Origin of the sequence: Nesterenkonia ebinurensis, from assembly GCF_008711175.1 — a bacterium.
GTDB classification, from domain to species: Bacteria; Actinomycetota; Actinomycetes; order Actinomycetales; family Micrococcaceae; genus Nesterenkonia; species Nesterenkonia ebinurensis.
Map to the genome: position 1 here is coordinate 143,158 of NZ_VWNF01000021.1, position 23,700 is coordinate 166,857.

The window sequence follows — 23,700 nt, forward strand, 5'->3', positions numbered from 1 at the left end:
AGCATTGTGGTCACCGAAGGGGGTCGTCTCGTCGACGTTGAATCGGTACTGCAAAGCAATCCGCAAATCAAATGGGTCCAGCTCCCCTCCGCCGGCATCGAACGGTACCGCAGGGTCATAGCGCGGTACCCGGAAGTCGCCTGGACGTCAGCAAAAGGTGCGTACGCCAGACCAGTCGCTGAACATGCCCTGGCCCTCACTCTGGCTGCTCTACGCGGGTTCAAGATGGCTGCGGCAGCCACATCTTGGCGTAGCCATACAGGGTTGTCTCTTCACAAAAAACGTTGTGTTGTCATAGGCGCGGGCGGTATCGCTGCTGAAATCGTCAGGCTGTACAAAGTCTTCGATGCCTCCGTTACTGTTATCAGACGTCGCCCTGAACCTTTAGCCAACGCCGACACCACCGTCACTTTCACGTCTCTGGACGAAGCGCTCAGGGATGCCGAGATCGTCTGCCTAGCTGCGGCAGTAACTCCCGAGACGGAACAGCTCATGGGAGCACACCAATTCAATCTACTCTCAAAACAGGCTGTACTAGTCAACATTGGTAGGGGAAAGCTCGTGGATACCGACGCCTTGGTCGATGCGCTAAATGCAGGGAAGCTGTTCGGAGCAGGCCTTGATGTGACCGACCCTGAACCTCTTCCGAAGCACCACCCACTCTGGAACGCTGAGAACTGCCTCATCACACCGCACATCGCCAACACCGCAGCGGCAGGCAGGCCGCTGCTGCATGCTCGAATCATAGAGAACCATCGGAGACTCCGCGATGGAGAAGCCCTCCTGGGACGTGTTGATATAGCCCAAGGCTACTGAGCTCGTGCCGTCCAAACGAGTACTTTCACCCAATCCCCAGGATTCCGCGGGCCTGATATGAAGCTCCAACCTGAACTGATCAGGTGTGCTCCCGGATGATCTTCGAGAGCTCGCTGCGCTCCTGGCACTGGTCAAAGCGGAAACTGCCCGCCAGCGCCCGAGCCTGCTCGGGGCTGACCCCGCGGAAGAGGTCTCCGAACCGCTCGGCCAGCGGCTCGGCCAGCAGGATGTTGCGCACCAGCAGGCCGATGTGACGATCCTGCCCCCAGGGGTAGGGGTGAAAGTCTGGAAATTCTCGGACGAAAAGCTCCTTGATCGGCTGCAGGAGGTGACTGACCCCAACCTCCGAACCTCCCCAGTAGTCAGTGCCCAGCTGCTCCTTGAGCTGATGTGCCGGCCGGATCTGCTGCATGTACGCGGAATCCTCCCGCGCATAGAGCAGCCCCTGCAGACCGACATCTTTGAATGTCCACAGGGCCCAGCTGGCCTCGTGCTCGTCGTAGATCTCCAGCTGGTCGTGCAGCAGCTGGTACCGCCAGATCTCCTCAGGCTTCTCTGGGGGGTAGAAGGGGCCGAACTCACCCACCCAGATCGGGGTACCGGTCTCCCGCATATAGGCAGTGCGCTTCAGGAAGGTCTCCTCCAGTCGAGCACGGTCGTAGTGCTCGCCTTTGGTGCTGCCCGGGTACTGAGCCTCCCGGCTGATGCCCGGCAGCGCGTAGTCGTGGGCGGTGTAAACAGTGTTCGGCAGCGGTTCATTGCGCTGGGCGAAGATGCTGAAGTCGGTGGACTGCTTATTTCCGTCCAGGAAGAGAATGTGCCGGGGGTCCACCGCACGGATAACTGCTGCCACCTGGTCGTAGAACTCCGCCAGCGCCTCGCCCAGCTCTGCAGCCGGCTCATTGAGCGGATTGTAACCAGCAACCTCGGGACGATCCCTGTACCGGTCAGCGAGCGCTTCCCACAGGTGGATCGCCCGGTCCTGAAAGTGTGGGTGCTGCCAGAACTCGGCAAGGTGGCCCGGGTTGTCGCTGTGCCACTGCCGGTTCTGCCGACCCGGGGCGGCATGCAGGTCGAGGATGGAGTAGATGCCGTGCCGGGCGAACAGATCAATCACCCGGTCCAGCATCTCAAAGCCCTGCTCCCTGAGCTCGAAGGGCCGAGCATCAGACTCAAAATGCCGGTAGTTGAACGGTATCCGTACTGAGTTCAGACCTAGTGAGGCGAGATGGGCGGCGTCGTCCTCACTGATGAAGTCCGCATAGAACGCCTCGAAGAACGCATCGTAGGGCTCCTGCCCCATCCGGTCCAGCAGGATCCGGCGGATGTTCTCCTCATTTCCAGGGTAGCCGGTGATGAAGTTCTCCATGTTCATCCAGCCACCCATGCCGACTCCATAGAGCCGCACGGGATGGCCGGACTCATCAACGAGGTGGCGACCGTCCACGCGTAGCCACGGCAGTACTGTCATAAGGTTCCCTGTTCTCTTGCGTAACGTTTTCTGCGGTGTGCGGGGCTGCTCGATTAGAGCGCGTTCATCGCCTCGATGAACTCATCGGCAGTGATCTGCTCCTGCAGCAGTGCCGCCAGATTGTCGATCAGCGCCTGCTCATGGTCCGGGGAGACGGCCTGGTCCCAGGAGAGTTGGAAGTGGTTGGCCTCAGCCACCAGGCTGTTCTTGAACTCCAGGAAGTCGGCGTTATCAGTTTCAGCGATCCGGTCCTCGATTCCCTCCACCGGCGGCAATGACCCCTGCTCCAGCAGCGAGTCGATGTACTCATCGTTGTAGAGGTGGTTGTTGATGTAGTCGAGTGCCGCCTGCTGCTCCTCCTCGGAAGCGTCCGCGGAGACTGACCAGAAATTGGCCGGGTTGCCTACGATGTTGCTGGGGTCGCCGGACCCCTCCTCCAGGACTGGGAACTCGGTAAAGCCCAGGTCCCCGGACTCGGCGAACTCAGGGAAGTCTCGGGCGAAGTTCGGGTAGACCCACGAGCCTTGAAGGAGCATGGCGGCCTGCCCGTCGGCCAGCAGCTGGATGTCCTCATTCTGGCCGGCGTCCACGGCGTTGACGTTCTCTCCGAAGGCGCCCTCAGCAACCATCTGCTGCAGTGTCTCCAGGGCGAACCGGATGGATTCCTGATCCCAGGCACCCTCCTCTACTGCCATCACTCGCTGGAAGACTTCTTCGCCCCCGTGGCGGTCCGTGAGGTACTGCAGCCACATCAGCGCCGGCCACACTGAGCTTCCGGCCAGCGCGAAGGGCATGATGTCCTGCTCCTGCAGCGCCTGGACGGCTTCCTCCACCTCTGCCCAGGTGGTAGGCGCCTCGATACCGGCCTCGTCGAGCAGGCTTTGGTTGTAGTAGATCACTGCTGGCTTGAGCTCGTTGAGCGGTACGGCGTAGACAGAACCCTCGACGGCGCCGGCTTCCCAGACAGAGTCGTGGATCCTGTCTTCGAGCCCGCTCACCTCATCAGTGAGGTCCAGGACTAGGTCGTTCTCCACATATTCCAGCAGAGCTCCGCCGGTCCAGGACATGATCAGTGTAGGGGCGTCACCGGAGCCGACCACAGTGCGGATCTGTTGCTTATAGGCGTCGTTCTCGAAGGACTCGACGTTGAACTGCTGACCTTCCTCGGCCTGCTCGTTCCATCGGTCAAAGTCCTCCTCCACTGCTGGCCAACCGTCACCGGAGAGGACCCATGCCTCTGGACCGTCGCCGCCTGCTCCGCCGCAGGCGGTAAGCATCAGCAGTGCGGCTGCAGAGACTCCGGCGGTGCCGGTGGTGAGTGAGTGGTGTCGCTTCATTGCGTGGTCCTCCCTGGGCCGAACAAGACATAAACTGTTTCGTGACTGACTCGAAATTTTGACTGATGTGAGCACAGTCACGCATTTAGCGTATGAAGCTGCCAGCAGAGAACCTAGTCGTAGAGGGGTGAAACTTTTTCGTTGATGATGTCTTTCCCTGCTCGCCCCACACTGGAGCAGGTAGCACGGGCGGCCGGCGTCTCTAAAGCTACTGCCTCCAAAGTGCTCAACCACCGGCCGGGCGTCTCATCCGGGACCCGACGCCGGGTGGAGGAGGCCATCGGGAGAGTGGCCTATGTGCCCTCCACTGGGCCGCGGAAGGCCAATGCGCTCAAAGAGGTGCACGTGGTCTTCAACACTGTGGTGAATATGTATGTGATGCAGGTACTTGAAGGCGTACTGCAGGCCGCCTCCGGACGAGGCGTGGAAGTCCTGGTGGACAGCCTGGCCCTGGAGCCTGGAGCCAGCGGCGGGCCACTGTCTGAAGAGTGGATCCGGCATCTCGCATCGCGTCGGCGCACCGGAGTGATTCTGGTGACGGCAGAGCTGACTGCCCAGCAGCGCAGTCTGCTCAAAGAACTGGGCATTGCCCTGGTAGTGGTGGACCCGATCGACCCGCTGGATCAGGAGATCCCCTCGGTGGGGGCCACCAACTTCACCGGCGGCGTCCAGGCCACCAGTCATCTGCTGAATCTGGGGCACCGGCGTATCGGATTCGCCGGAGGACCCAGGCTCTCCACGGCCTCGAGTGAACGACTGCAGGGGTTCCTCAGTGCACTGCGAGCCTCAGGTATCACTGCAGATCCCGCACTGATTATTGAGTCCAGGTTCACCTTCTCCGCAGGACTGGAGATGGGCATCCAACTGTTGTCTGCCCCAGAGCCGCCCACCGCAGTCTTCGCCGGCTCCGACCGCTCAGCGATGGGTGTGGTGGAAGCAGCAAGACGCCGCGGGCTCCGAGTCCCTCAGGACCTTTCGGTGGTCGGGTTCGACGACACCTACACTGCAATGCCGGTAGCCCCGGCTCTGACCACCATCCGCCAACCTATCCCAGAGATGGGCCGGGTGGCCCTGCGCACCCTGCTCCAGCTGGACCGCGGCGAGCGCCCGGATTCCCCGCATGTGCTGCTTTCCACCCAGCTCGTCGAGCGCGAATCAACCGCTGCGCCGCCGTCTCCAAATTGACGAGTTGAGGTGGGCCGGCCGGCATAAAAACATCCGGGCGAGTAGAGGCTGCTCACCCAGCCCGGGCGGCGTCGGTTCCCAAGCTCGCTCTTCGGCCAAGACCGTCCCTTATTGCTCCTATGTAGCGCACCATCCCCCGTCTACCATAAGCATCTGCCCGGTGATGTATGAGGCCGCCGGGGATGAAAGGAACACCGCTGCCCCAGCAAGGTCTTCGGCCGCCCCGAAGCGCCCCAGCGGGATGCGAGGAGTCATGGCACTAACCCGCTTCTCATCGTTAAATACGGCTTCCGTAAGTTTCGTTCGGAAGTACCCAGGGCCAATCCCATTTACACGTATCCCGTGCGGTCCCCACTCAGCGCCGAGATTACGGACTACGCCATAGATCCCTGATTTGCTAGCAGTGTAAGCGGTTGCGAACGGAACTGACAGTCGACTCGCCAAGGAACCAATGAACAAGTGCGACCCCTCTTTAGCGGATTGGATCTGTCTCCTAGCTACAGCCTGACTAAGTCGGAAAGGAGCGGTCAGGTTAATTTCAAGAACACGATCCCATTGTTCGGCGTCAAACTCTTCCGCAGGCTGTCGATGTGTGACTCCCGCCGCGTGGAGAACAATGTCAATTCCACCTCCGAGCCTAGCCTCGGACTCATCGACTATTTTCTCCACTTGTTTCCGGTCAGATAAGTCGGCTGGAACAGCTTGAGCTGAGCCTCCGATCATGTTCACAGTGTCATCCAGTTCTGACACAGTCCGCGATGTCAAGGCCACGGCTGCTCCAGCTTGAGCGAGCGCCACTGCCATAGCCTGGCCTAGCCCTCGACCTCCGCCGGTTACTAGAGCGCGCATCCCCTCCAGTGAAAACGTTTCGCCAACTCCCACACCATTCTCCTTCACTTAGCAATACCAGTCGTCACGGTACGAGTCAGTCCGGCGCTCAGGAAAGCGCTCTAACTTACTAAATTCATGCCAAAGTTCCCACTTTTCCCATTTCGGCAAATGGATCTGGGTTAGCTGCGAGCAGTTTTTTAGTATAAGGGTGCCCCGGACTCTCTACGAGGGTCTCAGCGTCATCAACCTCCACAAGCTTTCCCCCACTCATGACTCCTACCCTGTCGGCAACTGCAGTAATGAGGCTCAGGTTGTGCGTGATGAAAACATAGGTCAACTCAAACTCTGCCTGCAGATCTAACAACAGATTGACAATCTGTCCCTGAACGGAAACGTCTAAGGCACTTGTAGGTTCATCCGCTACGATGATAGAAGGTTTAGGGCCAAGAGCTCGCGCCAAGGCCACACGTTGCCGTTGCCCACCCGAAAGCTCCCCCGGTGGACGTTTCGCAACAGACAACGGCAGCCCCACTGCATCCAGCATGTCACTCATCCGGGCACGTACAGCAGACCGACTTAGGTCGGTCAAGGCGTACAATGGCTCAGCAATTGATTGTTCAACTGTCCGGCGCGGATCCAGCGAGTCCTGCGGATTCTGAAAGACCATCTGAACTTGTCGACGAAGTTTCTTCTCTTGAGTGAAGTTTCTCTTCGCGCTGATGTCAAGATCAGCAACTCTAATCTCCGAACCCGGGTCTGGCTGTTCGAGATCCATGATGAGCTGCCCCAGGGTGCTCTTCCCCGAACCCGTCTCCCCAACAATGCCGAAGAATTCTCCTCTGTAAATATTCAGACTAAGATCTTTGACGGCGCGGGTCCCTTGGGCTCGGCATTGTCCAGAGAAGCGGCGTACCAGAGAAGTGATGCCTTCACGTGCGGCGTAGGTTTTGTTCACGTTCTTGAGTTCGATAATGACCTCATCGAGCGGGGACATCCTGCGATGTTGGGAACTCCTATCCCAACCAGTCAGTCTGTCCACGAGTTCTGGGGTCCAGTTCGTAATAGGGTCCCATGAACGCACCATGTGTTGGTCATTCTCAGAGAATCGTATTGGCGGTGGCTCACGCAAAGACTTCTCACTAGCCAGTGGGTTCCTTGGCGCAAATCTGTCTCCCGGCGGAACCTGCCCCGGCGCGGGGACATTACCAGCAATCGTTCGCAGTCGACCATCAAGCCGCAAGTTCGGGCGTGGAACGCACTCAAGAAGGGCCTTGGTGTAAGGATGCTGCGGCGAGGTCAGCATCTTTTTGATAGGCCCAACTTCGATTATCTGGCCTGCGTACAAAACCGCTATTCGGTCTGCAATTTCAGAGGCCACCCCCATGTCATGAGTAATGAGAACACAAGCCATTCCTCTTTCCTGCTGTAGGCGACGGAGCAACGTCAAAATCTCAGCTTGGATTGTGACATCCAATGCTGTGGTTGGCTCGTCTGCTATGAGCAGCTCGGGATCGCCAATGAGCGCCATGGCAATCATGACCCGCTGCTGCATCCCCCCCGAAAGCTGGTGTGGGAACTTCTTCAACACAACCTCTGGCTCATGCATCCCGACCTCTTGAAGGAGCTCAAGGGCCTTGATAGCACCATCGGTATGGATCTTCTTCTTGTCTCGATGGCCTCGTCTCTGCGCGAGCAGCACATAGGATTCGACAAGTTGTCTGCCTACTGTGTAGGCAGGGTTGAGTGCCTCCATTGCCTCTTGGAAAATGAATGCAACACGGTTTCCTCGGACTTGCGCCATTTCGTTCTGACTGAGTTCTAGGAGATTCTTTCCCTCCAAGAGCACCTTGCCCTCCAGAACGATTGGAGCAGTGTAGTCAAGAAGACGCAGACCACCTAGGAAAGTTACGCTCTTGCCGCTTCCGGATTCACCTACTACGCATAACGTTTCGCCTCGCTTAATCTCGATACTCACGTCATCCACGAGAGGCAGAACTGAGTCTCCACGGTTCAGCCCAACATGAAGATTCTCAATCCTAAAAAACATGTCTGACATCAGGTCATCTCCAAGAAGTGATCAATTACGTTGCGAAGAGCTTGCGATGAGGTGTTCTTTCCGTCGTCAACAAGTAGGGAAGCGATGAACGCAATGGCACCAGTAGAGAACACTGCACCACCGCCAGGAGTCTCGAAGTAGATCATGTCCGCGCGGATGTCTGGATCGTTAGGTCCACTGGCTGATCCGTGGAACATTTGAAGGAACTCTTCGATAGCTCTTTGTGTTTCGATAGGGTGGTCTTTCGATGAAGCGAGCACTATGGTCCCGGGAGGGGTTCCCAGATCAGCATCCACTCGATCTAGCTCGTCACCTGCTGCTGCCCCCCGGACAAAACCACGTTCTCCAATAGTTGGGCCTTCAATCCCTTCAAAAAACCAGGGCGCAGCTTCTACTGCTTCATTTCCAGATACCCAGTACGGCCGTGAATCACCACCTTGTGCAGCCATGCCCACACCTACCAGTTTTTGCGGTGTTCTCCCTCGGTATCTCCATAAGCCTCCGGGCTCCCAACTGCTAACTAGATCAACTTCACCTGGTTCGCTGGCCCATGTTCTGATTCCGACATGGCCACGACGAATTTCGATGATCTGTGCTTCAGAATTCACGAGACCAGTCACCCAGTAGAAGCCGTTACCGCCTAGGTATGCGATTTTTCCACCTTGATCGCGAAAATAGGTGAATGCGTCAAGGATCTCTCCTGAGTGATACTCAGGATGACTACCGGTAAGTAGGACATCGTACCCATCAAGCGCAGATGCGCCTGATAAGTGAAGCTCGAGATCTGTAAGGACGTCGTATTCGTACCCATACTTCTCGAGCCACTCAAGCAAATAGAGATCAGCAGCGAAGCCGCGCGCCCCCTCTTCGTAGTTCCAATAACTGTAGTCCGGTCGGACATCGAGCATCGGGCGCAGTGCGGACGAGTAGTGCACTCCGCTTCCGTCAGCATGGAGGTCATAAGTGGAGACTCCCCAATTTTGACTATGGGCAACCTGCTTCTCCCTAGCCCTTTTCTCAACTTCTGGGTTATGTAGTGAGTGTTCAGGGACTTCTGAAAAGAATGTGATGAGGTCCTCGTTGCCGTATGCCAGGTAGCTGAACGTGGAACCCAAGAATGCGATTTTCTTTCGCCTTGCTCCTGGGGCTGGGCATATGAAGATCGGAACTGTGTCCTGAGACCCATCAGCGGATACGACTTCGATTCCATAAAGCGCGCTTGGGAGCTCCTTCGGCAGAGCGGCTGTGAAGAGAGGCTTCCAGCCACAGTCGCCGAGATCAGTCGAGTGAAAATGAGCCGCGGAATAATGATCGGGACGTTCCCTGAAGGACAGAGATGTCCCATCCCAATCGGGACCTGTGACACCCTGGTTAGGGAGGTTGACTAGCGTAGCCGGCTCTGCGGATCCCGCACCCGCAGGCGCCCTATAACGTGTCGATCCTATACGCTGAGGGCTCAGGTCCCAGAGTGCGCCTCCTTGCTGGGAAATGGTCCTGACCAGTTCCCTCCGACGCTCTGAGGCGGTCTGGACAGTGTTCCTTGGCTTACCTGCTTGGATGTAGGGCAAACTGAGTTTTCCTTCAAAGTGCTGAACCGCCCGGCCACGGGCATAGCCAGCGCAATCCACAACCTCGCGGGGGTCTCTCGCAGCGAAGGTAAGTCGAGGACTGGAAATTCTAACGAAGGATTCAATCTCTATCGAAACTTCCATAGTCGGGCCGTACAGCGGGTCGTCTGCTTTGACAGCCAATATCATCTGGCTGTCGTGGAACCGTACTAATACCTCTGACCATACCCTCCGGCGTACTGCATGAGGTAACACTGCTACACAGGACTCGTCACTCGAGTTGAGCGTCGCTTTGATGGAACTGGCTTCCAGGTCAACCACAATGTCCTCCCCTGTAGGCGAGGACATCTGGAGAACTGTCTGCGCCTGGGTGGCAGAGGGGAGCGTCGGCCAGATCCATGCACCAAATTCAAATCCCTTGCGCGAGTCAATCTCACCTGGCAGTCTTGCGACGCCAAATGACCCTACGCAGCTTTCTTGCGGCTCTGCGGTGTAAGTTCCAGACGCTTGCCATGGGATCTCCTCCACAGCAGCAGCCTGAGAGCGCCCCGGGATAAGACCCCTCCCGAGACGCACGAGACGGACTTTAACTTGACCTGACTCACCACTCGCGTGCAGGCTGACCTCTTCGCTTGGTCGAGCAGACAATCGGTTGAGATATGCGACTGTTTGCGGCGCTTCGGGCATGACTTAACCGAATCCTTCCGTAGCATGGTTGGGGCTTGGGTTCATCTCGATTCACTGGCTACATACGCTTGGTGGCCCGCAATCTTGTGTCGTCTTTGGGCTGCTCTGAGGTCTGCAACCGACCGGGCTCGAGGATCGATGAGAGTCCGCAAGGAGTCACCGACAACGTTGAACGCCATCACTGCCACAACGATTGCTACACCTGGTGAGATGATGAACAGGGGTGCGCTTTCAATATAGTTCCGGGCATCCGCGATCATATTGCCCCAAGTCGGTGTCGGTGGTGGTACTCCAAGTCCTAGAAAGCTCAGTGCCGCATCTGAGAGGAGGGCTTGGGCATACACAAAGGTGGCCTGAACCATGATGGTCGGTAACAGGTTGGGCAATATGTGAATGACGATTATCTTCCACCCCCGAACTCCCGAACCGCGTGCGGCAGTGACGAATCCACGCTCGGCTAGTGAGAGTGTTCGGCTTCTCACGACCCGTGCAACATAAGGCACGAAGACAATGATCAGAGCTATCACGAGCGCTAACGCGCCCGCTTGTGAGCTGAGGGCTATGACGAGAGTTATAGCTAAGACGATGGCAGGGAATGACATCATCGCGTCCATAATCCGCATAATGACGACGGAGGAAGCCCGGTAGTAGCCTGCGATCAGACCAAGCATGGTTCCTACGCCAACGGCGCATACAGTAATGATCGCCCCTACACCTAGTGATACCCGGCCAGCTGATACCACTCTGCTCAAGATGTCCCGCCCAAACTGGTCCGTTCCGAGTAAGTTTTGTCCTGACGGCCCATACAACCTATCCGCCGGAGACTGGGAGGTCGGTGATTGAAGAAAGAAGGGACCGATCAGACTAACAACCACGATGGCTATTAGAATCGCTCCCCATACGAGGAGCGCCCGATCTCGACGCCACTGTCCGGCAATCAGGCGTCCTATCCGCCCCATGTAGGGTTCCACTTGCGATGTCATTGAACCCTCACTCTCGGATCAATTATTCCGTATGCAATATCAACTAATAAGTTAATTAAAACAAAAATAAGAGCACTAACTAATGTTATTCCTAGAATAAGAGGTAAATCTCTTGCAAGAATCCCGTTATTCAAAGCCCATCCCATTCCAGGAATCACGAATATTATCTCAATAATCACAATTCCTCCGAGTAATGTTCCAAAATTGCTCCCAATGACCGTGATCACAGGCAGAAGAGCGTTCCTCAGGAGGTGCCTGTACTGGACTTTGCTCTCGGACAGCCCCTTGGCACGCGCCGTCCGAATGTACGAACTCAGAAGTTCGCTCGATAGGCTTTCCCTGAGCGTCATCACCAGTAGCGCCAAGAGATTCGAGATAAGGACCACCACAGGCAACACCAAGTACCACACGGACCACAATGGATCACTGAGGGGTGAAATGTATCCGCTAGTCGGCAGGATGTTGAGGTTCACAGCGAATATCAGTACAAGGACCAGCGCAAGCCAGAAGTTTGGAGTTGCCAAGCCAAGGTTGGACAGCCCCATCAGCAGGCGAGAGGACCATGCATCCGGTTTGTGAACAGTGTGCATTGCCAGTGGAATAGCAATCGCAACACTGAGGACAGTAGTTGCTAATGCGAGAACAAGAGTTGGACCCAAATGCTGAAAAACCGCCTCAGTGACCCCTCGGCCCATCGACGTTGAGTAGCCTAGATCCCCCGTGACCATTCCTCCGAACCAGTCGAAGAACTGCTCATGGACTGGCCGATCGTAACCCAACTCTGCTTCCAGGGCCGCCACCTGAGATTCTGTCGCGTACTCTCCGAGAATAGCCCGAGCAGGACTGCCTGGTATCAGTTGCAGAATGAAGAACATCACCGTTCCAACTAGAACCAAGACGATGACCATGTCACGGAATCGTCGGAGAACCATTCCAAGCATTGCACACCCCTAACACCATGGATTGGGAGGTTCGGGTGAGCCCATAAACCCTCTGACGCACGCACCCGAACCCCTGTTCAGTCACTTTGCGTCACTCCCCGTACCCAGCGTTGTATAAGACATTCGTCCAGTCATCCGGGAAAATAAGTTCAGCGGAATGCACGTTCACTTCACTGACATGCCCCAACTGAACTACAGGAAAGTCCTCATAGACCAGCTGTTGGATTTCTGTCGCTACCGCCAATGCTTCTTCAGGAGAGGTGGACTCTTGGTACTGAGCCATAAGCTCATCTCGCTCATCGTTTGAGTATTCACCGGCCCAGTCACCGCCCAGCCACAGAATCTGATCAGGTGAAGTGACTGCACCTGTAAAGAAGGACGTGCTGAGATCCCACGATTCTGGTTCACTACTACGCATGTCAGCAATGGTGGGATAGTCATAGACGTCAATTTCCATAGGAATACCGAGTTCATCAAGCTCTGCTTGGATCATTACTGCCCACTGGTAGAACTGCGGATAGGTTTGTGATGTAAGCATGCGAATAGGCTCACTGCCATCAATCCCAGCTTCAGCAAAAAGTTCCGCTGCGCGATCAGGGTCATAATCAAAGAAGATGTCTTCGCCTGCGTCTGAATACATCGTGGCATTGTCTGGGCTGACGAACGAGTTAGAAAGAGGCTCCCACACCCATTCAGGACCGAACGTTGCTGCGGCAAAAACATCTTTATCAATAATGAGATTGATTGCCTCACGCGCCCTAACATCATCGAACAATGAACTCTCATTATGATTTACTAGAACAGTATTTATAGTCCCACGTGCGGAAGGTATCGCATTCAATGACTCATGATTTCTTGCGGATTCATAGTCATCGGCATTAATGCTTTGGACCCAATCAAACTGCCCTGTCTGAACACCGTTGAACCTCTGAGTCTCATCAGGAACAAAAACATACTCAATCTCGTCCGCCCAAGCGTGTTTAGCGCCAGCAAAACCCCCTAGATCATCTTCGAGTGACGCGTACTCGTCGAAACGCTCGAGTAGAACATGCTGGCCCTCATTGTATTCAGCAAGTTGGTACGGACCCGTGCCAACCGTTTGCTCGGCGTTCATTGGCGTAGTGCCCACCTCGTCAGCGATCTCCTCGGGAATGATGATGGCCATCTGAGTGGTGAAAGCAAGATCACTAATTAACGAGTAGCGAGGCACTGAAAGCGTGATGCTCACAGTAAGTTCGTCGACTGCCGCGATAGATTCAATCGCTTCCCCAGCTTGCTGTCCGGTGGCAGAGACTTCAGTCCAACGCTGAAGGCTGGCCACAACATCTGAAGAGTTCATGCTGTCACCGTTATGGAAGACCACACCGTCTCTGAGGTGGATCGTGTACTCCAATCCATCTTCCGAAACGTCATACGACTCCGCCAACATTGGCTGGGGTAGGTACTCCTCATCCATTGCGAAGAGCGACTCAAATATATTCCAGGCAACGAGGTTAGTGAGAGCTCCAGAATTCACCCCTTGGTCCATGGTTTGCGGATCGCCTCCGAGTGCGGCGGTTATCGTCCCACCTTCCGTCGGCATACCGGCCTCATCCCCCGAGGGTTGATCAGCTTCTGAGCCGTTCTGTTCCGGTCCCTCAGGTGGGGGTGGGCCATCACCACACGCGACCACTAGCCCCAGCATCATTACACTCATGCCGGACAGAGCAATATTCCTTACTTTGTTCATTGCATTCTCCTCATTAGTGGTGCTTATTTCTATATCTATTTGTTAATATTTCTTGATAATTCTTCAAATGCCTTTTCAGTTGCTACGAGAGTTTTATCTATTTCCTCTTGGGTATGCGCTAGAGAAATAAACATATTGTGCCAAGGGTGGAAGAGTACTCCCTGTCTCACCGCCGCGTCACTAAAGGAATAGATCCTCTCCATTTGAGGATCATCGTCGAAAGCGATCATGGGCATCGAAGCCGGACCTGTTTGCCGCAGGGAGAAACCGTAGGACTCTGCTTGTTCATTGAGACCAGTACGTAGAAGTTCGCCGCTGGTTCGCATCACCGACGGGCCGTCAACTGCCTCAATGATCCGCAACGTCTCTAATGCTGCGGCCATTGGGACTCCGTGATACCAAAAGGAACCGGTGACAAATATGGACTTGGCAGCCTCACGGAGTGCCTCTGTTCCTGTGATTGCTGCCAGTGGAAACCCGTTAGCGAGTGACTTGCTGAATGCGGTGAGGTCTGGAAAAACACCAATCGATGTCCATGCCCCCCTAATATCGAGGCGCAGGCAGCTCCGGACTTCATCCAAGATAAGCACCGCACCCATCCGTGTGGTCAATGCTCTCGCCGCTCGAGCGAAAGCGGGGAGAACCTCCTCTTGATCTGCGTACGAGTCATGGCGAAAAGGGGGCAGGATAACTGCCGCCAGATCATCGCCTGCTTTCAGCGCTGCCAGTTCAAGCGATGCCTGGTCATTGAACTCGAACTCGATGATATTCTCACGGTCTTGCGGAGTTATTCCGCCCGCCTGGGGTGTGAACCAGACGCTCGCGCCGTGGTAGGCGCGCCGGGCCTTCAGTAACTTCTTTCGTCCGGTTGCAGCTCGGGCTGTCATGACTGCGATTGAAGTGGCGTCCGTCCCATTCTTAGCGAATATAGACCAATCTGCGTGCGCGACTTTCTCCGTTAAAGTCTCAGCAAGTTCGACCATCAGCGGCGTAGGACCGCTGAGTCCGTCGCCGTTGGCCTGTTGCTTGGCAGCCACCTTTTCAACTTCTGGATGCACGTAGCCAAGGATCATAGGACCATAAGCACACAGGTAATCGATATACTCGTTGCCATCGACATCCCATAGCCGAGCACCTTTACCCTTGACGTAATACTGGGGATAACTCGAAGGCAGTTTGTCACGCGATGCGTTCATGTGCCCATACATTCCCCCTGGAATCACACGCGCCGCTCTTTCGCGCCAATGGGCGTCGGCGGTCAGAGTGTGCTCCATACGGGAGGCTTTTGTGATCATGGATACCTCCTCGACTGCTATCAATGGATTCAATTATTTAGGACGGATGTACGAAATATATTGCGCTCACGTTAAACCTCCGTTACAGGACACCAGGTCCACGCTGAGCACATTGCAGCTCCGAGCTCCGCAGCTAGCCGACCATGAGCTTCCAATTGGTGCGACTCCGCGACTGAACAGCTTTCCATTGGGCGCGTTTAGCCCTCTACGAATCGCTGTGACCGTTCTCATCGCCTCTCTTCCCATCCCACAGCTGCAATCTTGAGTAGGTAAGGAAGTGTGGCGTTAGTGAATGCAGGAGTGAACGTAGCGGCACAGCGCCCGGCATATTCGCTATGCAATGGAATTTGGCATCATGCACCTGAAAGGTTGGCGAGTCATAGATGGTCGGACGGCCCCCTCCAAGCAGCCCCCTTGGCCCACTGGGATATCCACGAAGACAGTTCCTCGTCGCGATCTTTTCATCGGAGACCAGCCGTGGAGTGGCCGCCCTGGGAACTAGTACAGCGCCGATTACGACATCTGCAAGCTTGACTTGCTCGGCAATGTCAAAGGCCGAGGCGACTTTGGGTTCTAACCCTGTCCGCGAACCGCGCGTCTAGTTCTCGCAGTCTAGGAATTGATTATGTCCAGTATTGTCACGTCAGCTCCCAGTTCTAGGGAAACGTTAGCTGCATTCTCGCCAGCGATTCCTCCGCCAATGATCAACACCCTGCCCTTGCCGGTTCCAGGGAGGCCACGAGCAGAGAGAGTCCCGTTGCCCCCAGTTGTGCGCAGATGACTTGCTCCCTCAAGTACCGCAAGGCGACCCGCCACCTCACTCATCGGATCAAGCAATGGCAACGTCCCGTCCGAAGTCTGAATTGTCTCGTAAGCAAGTGCGGTTGTACCGGCAGAAAGCAGAGAATCGGTGAGTTCCGGTCGGCGGCGAGGTGCAAATATACGAGCTGCACCAAACCATGTCTGACGTAGCAATACTCAGACTCTACGGGGTCCTTGATTTCGGCCACCATTTCTTCCGCCCAAGCCCACACCGCACCGGTTACCACTTCAGCGCCTGCCTACGCGTAGACATGATCACTGAAGCCCTCACCTGCTCCTGCTTCAATACGCACATAGTGCCTCTGGCTGACAAGTGCTTAAACCCCAGCAGGACTAATAGCTACACGGTATTCATGACTCTTCACTTCTGCGGGTATCCCGATACGCATGGTTTCTCCATCGAATGACAGTTAGACGCCACTAGCCTGCCTCTAAATATGCAGCCTTCGATCCGATGTGTTTTTTATTTCGAACATATGACATAATTAAAGATTATATCCACATTTGAGGAGGACCATGGCTGAAAGACTGCAAGATCCGCTATTAGCCCTAGATCTGACAGGTCGGAGAACTATAAGCGAACTGCAGGACAATGCACGAATCTCATACACAGCCTTGTCGCCTGCGGTGAACTTGTCTCCGAGCGCATGTTTAACGAAGGTTCGTGCGCTGCATCAGCGCGGTGTAATTGCCCGATTCACCGTGGAGATAGACCACGGAGCTTTAGGCTATGACTTTTTTGAGGCGCTGGTAAGCGCCCGAATCCATCCTGGGTCCGGACAGCTTATGAAGACGACGGTCGGCAAACTACAGCAACTACCAATGATTTTCCAGTTCTCCATTCTTGGCAGCACTGAGGACTTTCTGATTGATATAAGAGCTCGGAATGTCGACTACGTTCGCAAGTTCGTCTTGAAGAATCTGTCGCCGGATCCCGCCGTTGCACTGGCTGAAACCAATCTCATTTTCGAACATCACACCGCACGAGGTGATCTCCCTGTCTTGTAGCACGAAGAGAACTAGGAGTCTGCGCAAGGAAACAGATCGTGGTTGAACGGGCTCGGCCATCGCCGAAGCACTTCAGGCGGCTCGTCTACTGGCTTGCAATCAGCATAGGAGTGAATTTTGGTGCCATAATGTACGGCACATCGGTGCTCATCACTTCTCATGCCGCTGGGTCCGAGTACTCAGTAACGCTACTATCCCTAGCGTACTCGGGTTCAGTGCTCACCGGTGCAGTCGTTGCCGTTAGTGTTGGCCGCCACGCCGATCGTCACGGAATCAGATTCCTCACCGCAACAGGCGGAATTCTCGTGGGAGTCGGGTTCATAACCTTTTCATTCAGCACAAGGGAGTGGCACATTCTCGCTGCGTGGTGGGTTCTCATAGGACCAGGTAGTTCAATGGTGCTTTTCGAGCCTGCTTTCGTCGCGATACAACAATGGTTCCCACGCACGTTGCGGAACCGGGCCGCCGCCCTGCTTACCGTCGTCGTAGGGCTCACTGGGCCGGCTTTTATCCCAGCCACTGCATGGATGGTTGATCAATTTAACTGGCGCTGGACTGCCGTGATCTTAGGCATGAGTGCAGTGTCAGTAGCACTGATTACTGCCGGCTGGGCCCTTCGGGTAGCACCGACTTATCCACATACTTGGGTCAACAACTATCCCTCCGAGCCCCCATCGCATCGAGGCACGGCATCATCCGATGATCATCGCCACCAGAACTTCCGCGGGTTCCTTACTATAACTGTTTCTGTCACATTAGCAATAGGTGTTATGGACACATTCAACGTGCACAGAATATCTAGATTTGAAGCCACAGGATTTGATACAGCGACTCTTGGTTGGTGGGCAGGGCTGGTTGGTCTACTTAGTCTTCCTGCGAGATTCTTCCTTCCAACTCTCGCCAATAGGTATACACCACTACCACTTTGGATCTTGATGGTTATTCTCGTCATGCCGGCCGTATGGCTCACGATCCGCGGTACTGAGAACTGGGAGATGATCGGACATTTCGTCATCTTCGGTCTTCTCTTCGGTACGTTCATGCCACTCCGCGCTGTTATTATGAGCGACTGGTATAGTGGGCCCCAGTTCGGGCGACTAATGGGCTTGCAAGCAGTTGCAATTGCGGCAGGACGCGCCGGAGGCCCTGCCTTGATCGGTTGGCTATCTGAAACGTCCGCAGGATACCCCACCGGTATGGTTTTGCTCTCAGCAGCCATGTTTCTCAGCCTAATCACAGCACTTATCGCCGGAAAACAAAGAAAATAGGTTTCGCATCGAGATTATCTGAATCCCTTAGTATGCAGATTTACACCGAAATTTATCCATCTCTCTGAATTCTAGAGAGAAAATTCTCTGCAATATGCTTTTGTTTATCCGGAGTTATATGCTTCGGATGAAGCAGCGCTTGCACTGAAAGAGAATCAATAATCATCCTCGCTTCATCAGCGAGATCTACATCAGTTTCTTTGCAACGTATTACTCCAGCTTCTCGAAGTTTTTTGAATCGTTGGCGCCATTCTTCGTGTCTCTGAAGGTAACTTTTAGTGCGAATCTCCCGTAGTGAAGGAGTCAGAATGGCCTGCGGCCAAAAACTAACATCTACATGGGCTTCAAGAATGCGCAGCTCGTCAAGTGGTAAGGCCTCATACAAGGCGATGCGGATAACTTCAATCGACTCCTCAGACTCAACTGCGGAGTCGATGATCTCATTAGTTCGTATCTGTACCTGGCGAAAGGCCGCCAAGTGCGTCATCGCGAGGATTTCTTCCTTGTTCTTAAAATAGTGAGCAAGCACACCTGCCGAATAGCCAGTCTCCTTAGCGATGGTCCTAACGGTGGTCTTCTCGACACCAACACGCTGAATGACACGCATAGTCGCGTGAATGATTTCCTGCCGCCGAACTTCATGATCGACAATCTTCGGCATCCTAGGTCTCCAGTTTGTCGAGCTCGGGCTTCTTCCACAGCGGAACGTAGCCATTTATCATATCTGGAAATCCAGCATAGATCATTCTTTCGGTATTACTTCCGTCACTAGGTGAAGAACCTCGATGACTTGGCTCCATCCTCAGATCATGTCACCTAACCCCCTACTGGCTGTACTAAACCGCAATCATGCGGTTGCAGTCAGGCTAGAAGATGACTGAGAGACAGCCTGATCCTCGAGCACAATCGTAATCGACTGCGCGAGCCCCCTTAGCTCATCCGGAGTCGATACGAAGGGTGGACTCATCTGCAATGAGTTATCTGGCAGTGGGCGAAGGATTTGCCCGTGCGTCTCGATAAGGGTATCGCTGATCGCCTGTGCATTAGCTTTGCTTGTGAGCTGAACGGCTGCCATCAACCCCTCAACCCGAACCTCGGCTACTAGAGAGTGTTCTGCTAATGGCTCTAATGCATCGGCCAACACTTTCTCAAGTTCTGCCGCTCGTTCCACAAGCCCCTCGCGTTCGAGAATCTCGAGATTCTTCAATGCCACTGCGCAACCCGTGGCATGACCACCGTAGGTAAGACCATGACGGAAAGTAGGAGCATCGTCACCCTCAAAGAAGTTCCTCCAGATTCTTGGCGAAATCATCACTCCTCCGATAGGTAGGTATCCGGAACTCAAACCCTTCGCCATGGTGATCATGTCTGGTCGGAGGTCATAGCGCTGCGAGGCAAACATCTTCCCTGTACGGCCGAAGCCAGTTATGACCTCATCTGCGACGAAGAGAAACTCGTACTTCCTGGCGAGCTCTTGGAGTCCCTGAAAGTAACCATCCGGAGCTGCGAGTACGCCGCCACCCCCAATGACCGGCTCAACTATCACGGCCGCTACCCGTTCAGCTCCTATCTCCAGTACCGACTTCTCAACAGACTCAAGATCATTCCAGGAGATTTGCGCCGTTTCAGGTACGAGTGATGGCGTTCCGTATCCCACTCGATTGAAATCTTGGCCGGCGAGCGAAGTGCCGAAACCATGCAGTCCATGGAAGCTTTGATCCCGACTCAGGACGATCTTCTTCTCAGGTTTTCCCATCACCTGCCAATGCCTCCGAACCAACTTCATGGCCGTATCGACGGAATCAGAACCACCTGATGTGAGGAAAATCTTGGCATCCTCGATTGGCGATACACTCGCTAGTTTATTTGAGAGCAAAAGTGCTTTATCATTCACAAATCTACCAAACACGTGATATGTCTCAAGGTTCTTCATTTGTTCTGCTGCAGCTTCAGCCATCTCTGCGCGGCCATGTCCGATATTGGCGTACCAAAGTCCTGCGGAGGCATCAAAGAGCTTCTTTCCTTCACGAGTGAAGATATAGGATCCTTCCGCCCGAGATATCACTAGTTGACGACCTATAATGGAGGGCATATGTGCCTGCCCGCTCCACATCGCTGGGATGATGCCCGACATCATTCTCCTTAATGATTTTATTAATTGTTTAAAATTTATATTTTCTTATTTTTTGATAGATCTAATTCGCTTTTGCAATGTGCGGAAGCATGGACTTACACCACTGGGGTATGTGCCGGCTCAACCCTGAAACCGATCCGCTCCTCAAACAGGGAGGCCAACCGCAGTACACCAATCTCGTCATTGTGCTTACCCACAATCTGTAGACCGATAGGCAAGCCCTGCTCATCTAGTCCGCAAGGTACTGATATGGCCGGGTTCCCAACGAAGTTAAAGGGCCAGCACATGTACGCCCGTCTCAGCACGCCGCCACCTGGAAGAGCGTTCCCCTCGACTTCCTCAGGGTAGGTGTGTAAGGGCCACGCTGTCATAGGCATTGTTGGGGTGATGAGGTAGTCAACTTCTGAGAAAACCTCTCCTAAGGCGTTCCATATATCCGCCCGAACAGTCTCAGCTGCCATCACATCTAGAGCACTGAGAGATGCACCGTATTCAAGTATTTCTCGGAACATTGGTTCGAACTCATCTGGGGCCTCTTTCATCCTTGTATAGAACTGAGCTGCCATTCGCGCAGCCCAGCGGTCTTCCTGCGCCTGGCCCGGATCGTCCCAGCCTGGATCCCGGGGAATAACCTCAATGTTGAGCTCCTCAGCGATTTGTGCTGTTACTTCTTGCACTGTAGAGGCGACCGAAGAACTAGTCACGCCATATCCCAGATCCAGAGAAATCCCGACTCGTATCGACTGCCTACCTTTCCCCTTCCCCATGAGCTGACTGGCGTCGCTGAGACTCGCCAAGTATGCCTGGGGTGGTGTGGGAAGAGCGCTCAGGGGATCCCGAGGATCCTCCCCTGCCATGACATCGAGCATCAACGCTGCATCCGCAACTGTGCGTGCAATCGGGCCATTATGCGTAGTCGTTCCGAAGTACGTGACTGCCGGCCACAGCGGCACTCGTCCAACCGTTGGCTTGATGCCCACAACTCCACAGAGGGAGGAAGGTATGCGAATCGATCCAGCGCCGTCTGCGGCCTGACTGATAGGTCCAAAGCCCGCTGCTACGGCAGCCGCAGCACCACTTGAGGATCCGCCAGGGTTCATAGTCGGATTCCAGGGATTTCCGGTGGAGGGGAACAGCAGGTTATCTGGTGAGTCTTTATATCCCATGTGGGAAGAAGAAGTCTTCCCAAGAAGAACTCCGCCAGATCTCCGGAGGCGCTGCACAACCGCGGTATCGTAGTCTGGTATGCGGTCGCGATAACGAGGGTCCGCGCCGGTAGTCCGGATACCAGCCGTCGCCTCAAGATCCTTGATTGAGTAAGGGACTCCGTCCATCTGGCCGATGTGTTCTCCCTTGGAGAACCGTTCTTCGGAAGCTCGCGCTTCTTCTACCGCGTAGTCGTCCGTCCGAGTGAAGAATGCGTTAATCTTCGGCTCCAGCGCGTCCATTCGCTCCAGTACGGCAACTGTCACTTCTACCGGCGACAACTCTCTGGAACGATAGTGCTGCGCTAACTCGTTAGCAGTTAGTGAAGTAAGTTTCTCTGTCATGCTGGTGCTTCCTGCCTCATATCAGGTGCGGCTATATTTACAGAAATCATTAATATTAGATTTTAAACATTTATATATGAGATTATATCATCTATTTTTAACGTCTTTATTGGAGATATAAAACGAGATCTACAGGAGGTAACCACCCATCCAGGAGAGGGACACTCCCCCCGCTCGACACCTTCGACCTCAACCTTCGAAAATGTCATCGTGCGGCGATCCACCTCTTTCATTTTATTTCGAACGAACGAAATATAGTGGTCTTGAGATTAGCACATACAGGACCACATGGCACTGTTCAATCGGGAAATTGTTAAATCTGAACTTCGAGAAGCTGGGCTCACATGTCACACATCACTACGAACTATGTCATCGTTATAGAAGTTGCAGGGTCTGTAAAGTCCGCTGTGGGTGAAGCTCTGGCTGCACACTGTGGGGAAACCTTCTTAGATTGTGACGAAATTCACCTAGCCAGTGCAAAAGCAAGAGTGGCGCAAGGGCTTCCACTGAGTGACACTAGGATCGTCTTCCGTGGCTTTCTCGTATAGCCGCCGAGATTCACCAGCTCGCGCACACTAGGTTCCCCTCCCATAATCGCGTGTTCAGCCTTACGCAGTGTCTACAGAGATATCTTGAGAGAATAGAGTGCTACGAAGCTACAATTCATATATCTAACAGGACCCGGCACCTTAGTTATACGACGGGCTCTCGAAACGGTCTGGCCACTTCATAGGCCCAGCGCTGTTGGATTCTAAACTGGATATACTCACACCTCTGGATTCAGATGAATCAGGTTGCGCCATCGATATCGATGCAAATCTTCCGAATATACTCATACACTCAGCCAGACGCTCTTCTACCTCGACTATCGGCCAGCCCCGTAAGACAGTCCCTAAGGAACCCACTTATCGAAAGGACTAGCTGATGCGTTCTGTACCGACGCGAAGACACTCCGTCACTAAGGGACGGTCAAATTCCCCGGCGCCGGTAGCCCTCTTCTCCAAGTGGCTGGCAGACTTCTATTTCCCGCCCACGGCCCGGCAAAGCTCTGATCAGCGCACAAGGCTGCAGCCGCTAAACCTCACGCCACTCGAGTGCACTACAACTTCCTCACCCAGCTATGTGGCGAGATATGAGATGAAAGGAACACCAGAGCTCGCGTCAGGGTAAGCCCACATCCAACCCGCCTTGCTCCACCACGGGAATGGGGAGATTCTCGCCTCCCAAGTTCCCACCGCACCACCAAGTTTAGAAAGATCAGCGAATGCGCAAACACCCGGGCGAGTGGGTCAAACCCACCCAACCCGGGCGTCGCTTCGCTCACGCTCCTCAATCGCCTCGGCAAACTCGGCACGGGTGCCGGTCTGCACTCGACTCAATCGGGCGTCGTCGTGCTCTCTACGCTCTACGAGCGTGTTTGAGCGGGATGAGCTGCAAAGGAAGCGAGGGAAGCAAGGCCGAGAAGCCTTGTGACCGAGCCGAGTGCAGCGGATCGCCGGCTCAAGCGCGCTCCAGGTGGGAACGGATGAACCAGTGGAACAGCTCCAGCTCCTTGACCTGGCCGATGAGGATGTCCTCGGTGATCGGGTCGATATTGCCCACCTTGCTGAGCACCTGACGGTGGTCCTCCAGCAGGCCAGTGTAGACCTTATCCAGCTCGGTCAGGTGGTCCCCCACGGATGCCTTATAGAGGGGGTAATCCTTCCAACTGCGCTCGGAGACCAGCTCCCCGGAGAGGCCGGAGGGCGCGGTTCCCAGCGTGGCAATACGCTCAGCAATCTCGTCGGCGAACTCGCGGACCTGCTCGGTCTGGGGATCGAGCATCTCGTGCACGGCGATGAAGTTGGGGCCCACAACGTTCCAGTGCACGTGCTTGAGCACTAAGTGCAAGTCGTTGAGGGCGTGCAGGCGGTCCTGCAGCAGGCCGGCGATCTCCTCGCCAGAGTCCTTGCCGAGGCCGGGAACGGTGTAGTCAGCGGTCTTGCTCATCATCAACACTCCTTCGAAGTCAATGCGCCG

The 23,700-nt window shown here is 54.8% G+C and carries 19 protein-coding genes; 4 read left to right on the forward strand and 15 right to left on the reverse strand.

The genetic code is table 11. The features are described 5' to 3' along the window. Window positions 1-6 precede the first annotated feature (6 nt). Window positions 7-816 carry an NAD(P)-dependent oxidoreductase gene (locus F0311_RS08250; RefSeq protein WP_223881234.1) on the forward strand — a complete coding sequence of 270 codons (810 nt, stop codon included), beginning with the start codon at window positions 7-9 and terminating at the stop codon, window positions 814-816. Window positions 817-895: 79 nt separating this feature from the next. Here the strand turns inward: F0311_RS08250 and F0311_RS08255 are convergent, their stop codons facing one another. Next, a complete protein-coding gene (locus tag F0311_RS08255) occupies window positions 896-2,287 on the reverse strand; it encodes a glycoside hydrolase family 5 protein (RefSeq protein ID WP_150461461.1) in 1,392 nt (463 codons plus the stop codon). A gap of 53 nt (window positions 2,288-2,340) precedes the next feature. Continuing rightward, window positions 2,341-3,624: an extracellular solute-binding protein gene (locus F0311_RS08260; protein ID WP_150461462.1), complete on the reverse strand. Its 1,284-nt coding sequence runs from the start codon at window positions 3,622-3,624 to the stop codon at window positions 2,341-2,343. A 144-nt stretch (window positions 3,625-3,768) separates the two neighbouring features. Between F0311_RS08260 and F0311_RS08265 the strand changes: the two genes are divergently transcribed. Continuing rightward, the gene (locus F0311_RS08265; RefSeq protein ID WP_223881218.1) at window positions 3,769-4,809 is read left to right on the forward strand and encodes a LacI family DNA-binding transcriptional regulator; all 1,041 of its coding nucleotides are present in this window, start codon (window positions 3,769-3,771) and stop codon (window positions 4,807-4,809) included. A gap of 117 nt (window positions 4,810-4,926) precedes the next feature. Here the strand turns inward: F0311_RS08265 and F0311_RS08270 are convergent, their stop codons facing one another. From F0311_RS08270 to F0311_RS19020, 9 genes are all read right to left on the reverse strand, one after another. Continuing rightward, entirely contained in the window at window positions 4,927-5,658 is a 732-nt protein-coding gene (locus F0311_RS08270; protein ID WP_150461656.1) for an SDR family NAD(P)-dependent oxidoreductase, read from the reverse strand. 115 nt (window positions 5,659-5,773) lie between these two features. Continuing rightward, window positions 5,774-7,696, reverse strand: coding sequence for a dipeptide ABC transporter ATP-binding protein (locus F0311_RS08275; RefSeq protein ID WP_150461463.1), 1,923 nt, complete (start codon window positions 7,694-7,696; stop codon window positions 5,774-5,776). Then, entirely contained in the window at window positions 7,696-9,792 is a 2,097-nt protein-coding gene (locus tag F0311_RS08280) for a N,N-dimethylformamidase beta subunit family domain-containing protein (RefSeq protein WP_150461464.1), read from the reverse strand. The genes F0311_RS08275 and F0311_RS08280 overlap by 1 nt, the downstream gene beginning before the upstream one ends. Window positions 9,793-9,992: 200 nt before the next feature. Beyond that, window positions 9,993-10,622, reverse strand: a complete 630-nt coding sequence (locus tag F0311_RS08285) for an ABC transporter permease (RefSeq protein ID WP_191089822.1) — start codon at window positions 10,620-10,622, stop codon at window positions 9,993-9,995. 308 nt (window positions 10,623-10,930) lie between these two features. Continuing rightward, complete coding sequence (locus tag F0311_RS08290) at window positions 10,931-11,875, reverse strand: ABC transporter permease (RefSeq protein WP_150461466.1); 945 nt, start codon at window positions 11,873-11,875, stop codon at window positions 10,931-10,933. A gap of 91 nt (window positions 11,876-11,966) precedes the next feature. Next, window positions 11,967-13,604, reverse strand: a complete 1,638-nt coding sequence (locus F0311_RS08295; RefSeq protein WP_150461467.1) for an ABC transporter substrate-binding protein — start codon at window positions 13,602-13,604, stop codon at window positions 11,967-11,969. Between the two features lie 35 nt (window positions 13,605-13,639). Further along, window positions 13,640-14,899 carry an aminotransferase class III-fold pyridoxal phosphate-dependent enzyme gene (locus F0311_RS08300; protein WP_223881219.1) on the reverse strand — a complete coding sequence of 420 codons (1,260 nt, stop codon included), beginning with the start codon at window positions 14,897-14,899 and terminating at the stop codon, window positions 13,640-13,642. A gap of 205 nt (window positions 14,900-15,104) precedes the next feature. Next, window positions 15,105-15,446, reverse strand: coding sequence for a hypothetical protein (locus F0311_RS18800; protein WP_317982588.1), 342 nt, complete (start codon window positions 15,444-15,446; stop codon window positions 15,105-15,107). A 65-nt stretch (window positions 15,447-15,511) separates the two neighbouring features. After that, on the reverse strand, window positions 15,512-15,874 hold the full coding sequence (locus F0311_RS19020) for a hypothetical protein (RefSeq protein WP_396897428.1): 363 nt from the start codon (window positions 15,872-15,874) through the stop codon (window positions 15,512-15,514). Between the two features lie 363 nt (window positions 15,875-16,237). Between F0311_RS19020 and F0311_RS08310 the strand changes: the two genes are divergently transcribed. Next, window positions 16,238-16,729, forward strand: coding sequence for an Lrp/AsnC family transcriptional regulator (locus F0311_RS08310; RefSeq protein ID WP_150461468.1), 492 nt, complete (start codon window positions 16,238-16,240; stop codon window positions 16,727-16,729). Window positions 16,730-16,767: 38 nt separating this feature from the next. Further along, entirely contained in the window at window positions 16,768-17,997 is a 1,230-nt protein-coding gene (locus F0311_RS08315) for an MFS transporter (protein WP_150461469.1), read from the forward strand. A 52-nt stretch (window positions 17,998-18,049) separates the two neighbouring features. Here F0311_RS08315 and F0311_RS08320 read toward each other — a convergent pair whose 3' ends face one another. From F0311_RS08320 to F0311_RS08335, 4 genes are all read right to left on the reverse strand, one after another. Continuing rightward, window positions 18,050-18,658, reverse strand: a complete 609-nt coding sequence (locus tag F0311_RS08320; protein ID WP_191089824.1) for a TetR/AcrR family transcriptional regulator — start codon at window positions 18,656-18,658, stop codon at window positions 18,050-18,052. A 186-nt stretch (window positions 18,659-18,844) separates the two neighbouring features. Then, window positions 18,845-20,134, reverse strand: a complete 1,290-nt coding sequence (locus F0311_RS08325; protein ID WP_150461471.1) for an aminotransferase family protein — start codon at window positions 20,132-20,134, stop codon at window positions 18,845-18,847. A 92-nt stretch (window positions 20,135-20,226) separates the two neighbouring features. Further along, complete coding sequence (locus tag F0311_RS08330) at window positions 20,227-21,681, reverse strand: amidase (protein WP_150461472.1); 1,455 nt, start codon at window positions 21,679-21,681, stop codon at window positions 20,227-20,229. A 1,500-nt stretch (window positions 21,682-23,181) separates the two neighbouring features. Then, window positions 23,182-23,670, reverse strand: a complete 489-nt coding sequence (locus tag F0311_RS08335) for a Dps family protein (RefSeq protein ID WP_150461658.1) — start codon at window positions 23,668-23,670, stop codon at window positions 23,182-23,184. Window positions 23,671-23,700: the final 30 nt, after the last annotated feature.

Coding starts and splice junctions, on each gene's coding strand:
- F0311_RS08270 (WP_150461656.1), bottom strand. CDS start 5,658: ATGCGCGCTCTAGTAACCGGCGGAGGTCGAGGGCTAGGCCAGGCTATG.
- F0311_RS08260 (WP_150461462.1), bottom strand. CDS start 3,624: ATGAAGCGACACCACTCACTCACCACCGGCACCGCCGGAGTCTCTGCA.
- F0311_RS08330 (WP_150461472.1), bottom strand. CDS start 21,681: ATGACAGAGAAACTTACTTCACTAACTGCTAACGAGTTAGCGCAGCAC.
- F0311_RS08265 (WP_223881218.1), top strand. CDS start 3,769: ATGATGTCTTTCCCTGCTCGCCCCACACTGGAGCAGGTAGCACGGGCG.
- F0311_RS08295 (WP_150461467.1), bottom strand. CDS start 13,604: ATGAACAAAGTAAGGAATATTGCTCTGTCCGGCATGAGTGTAATGATG.
- F0311_RS08325 (WP_150461471.1), bottom strand. CDS start 20,134: ATGATGTCGGGCATCATCCCAGCGATGTGGAGCGGGCAGGCACATATG.
- F0311_RS08320 (WP_191089824.1), bottom strand. CDS start 18,658: ATGCCGAAGATTGTCGATCATGAAGTTCGGCGGCAGGAAATCATTCAC.
- F0311_RS08335 (WP_150461658.1), bottom strand. CDS start 23,670: ATGAGCAAGACCGCTGACTACACCGTTCCCGGCCTCGGCAAGGACTCT.
- F0311_RS08300 (WP_223881219.1), bottom strand. CDS start 14,899: ATGATCACAAAAGCCTCCCGTATGGAGCACACTCTGACCGCCGACGCC.
- F0311_RS08255 (WP_150461461.1), bottom strand. CDS start 2,287: ATGACAGTACTGCCGTGGCTACGCGTGGACGGTCGCCACCTCGTTGAT.
- F0311_RS08285 (WP_191089822.1), bottom strand. CDS start 10,622: ATGCTTGGTCTGATCGCAGGCTACTACCGGGCTTCCTCCGTCGTCATT.
- F0311_RS08290 (WP_150461466.1), bottom strand. CDS start 11,875: ATGCTTGGAATGGTTCTCCGACGATTCCGTGACATGGTCATCGTCTTG.
- F0311_RS08310 (WP_150461468.1), top strand. CDS start 16,238: ATGGCTGAAAGACTGCAAGATCCGCTATTAGCCCTAGATCTGACAGGT.
- F0311_RS08275 (WP_150461463.1), bottom strand. CDS start 7,696: ATGTCAGACATGTTTTTTAGGATTGAGAATCTTCATGTTGGGCTGAAC.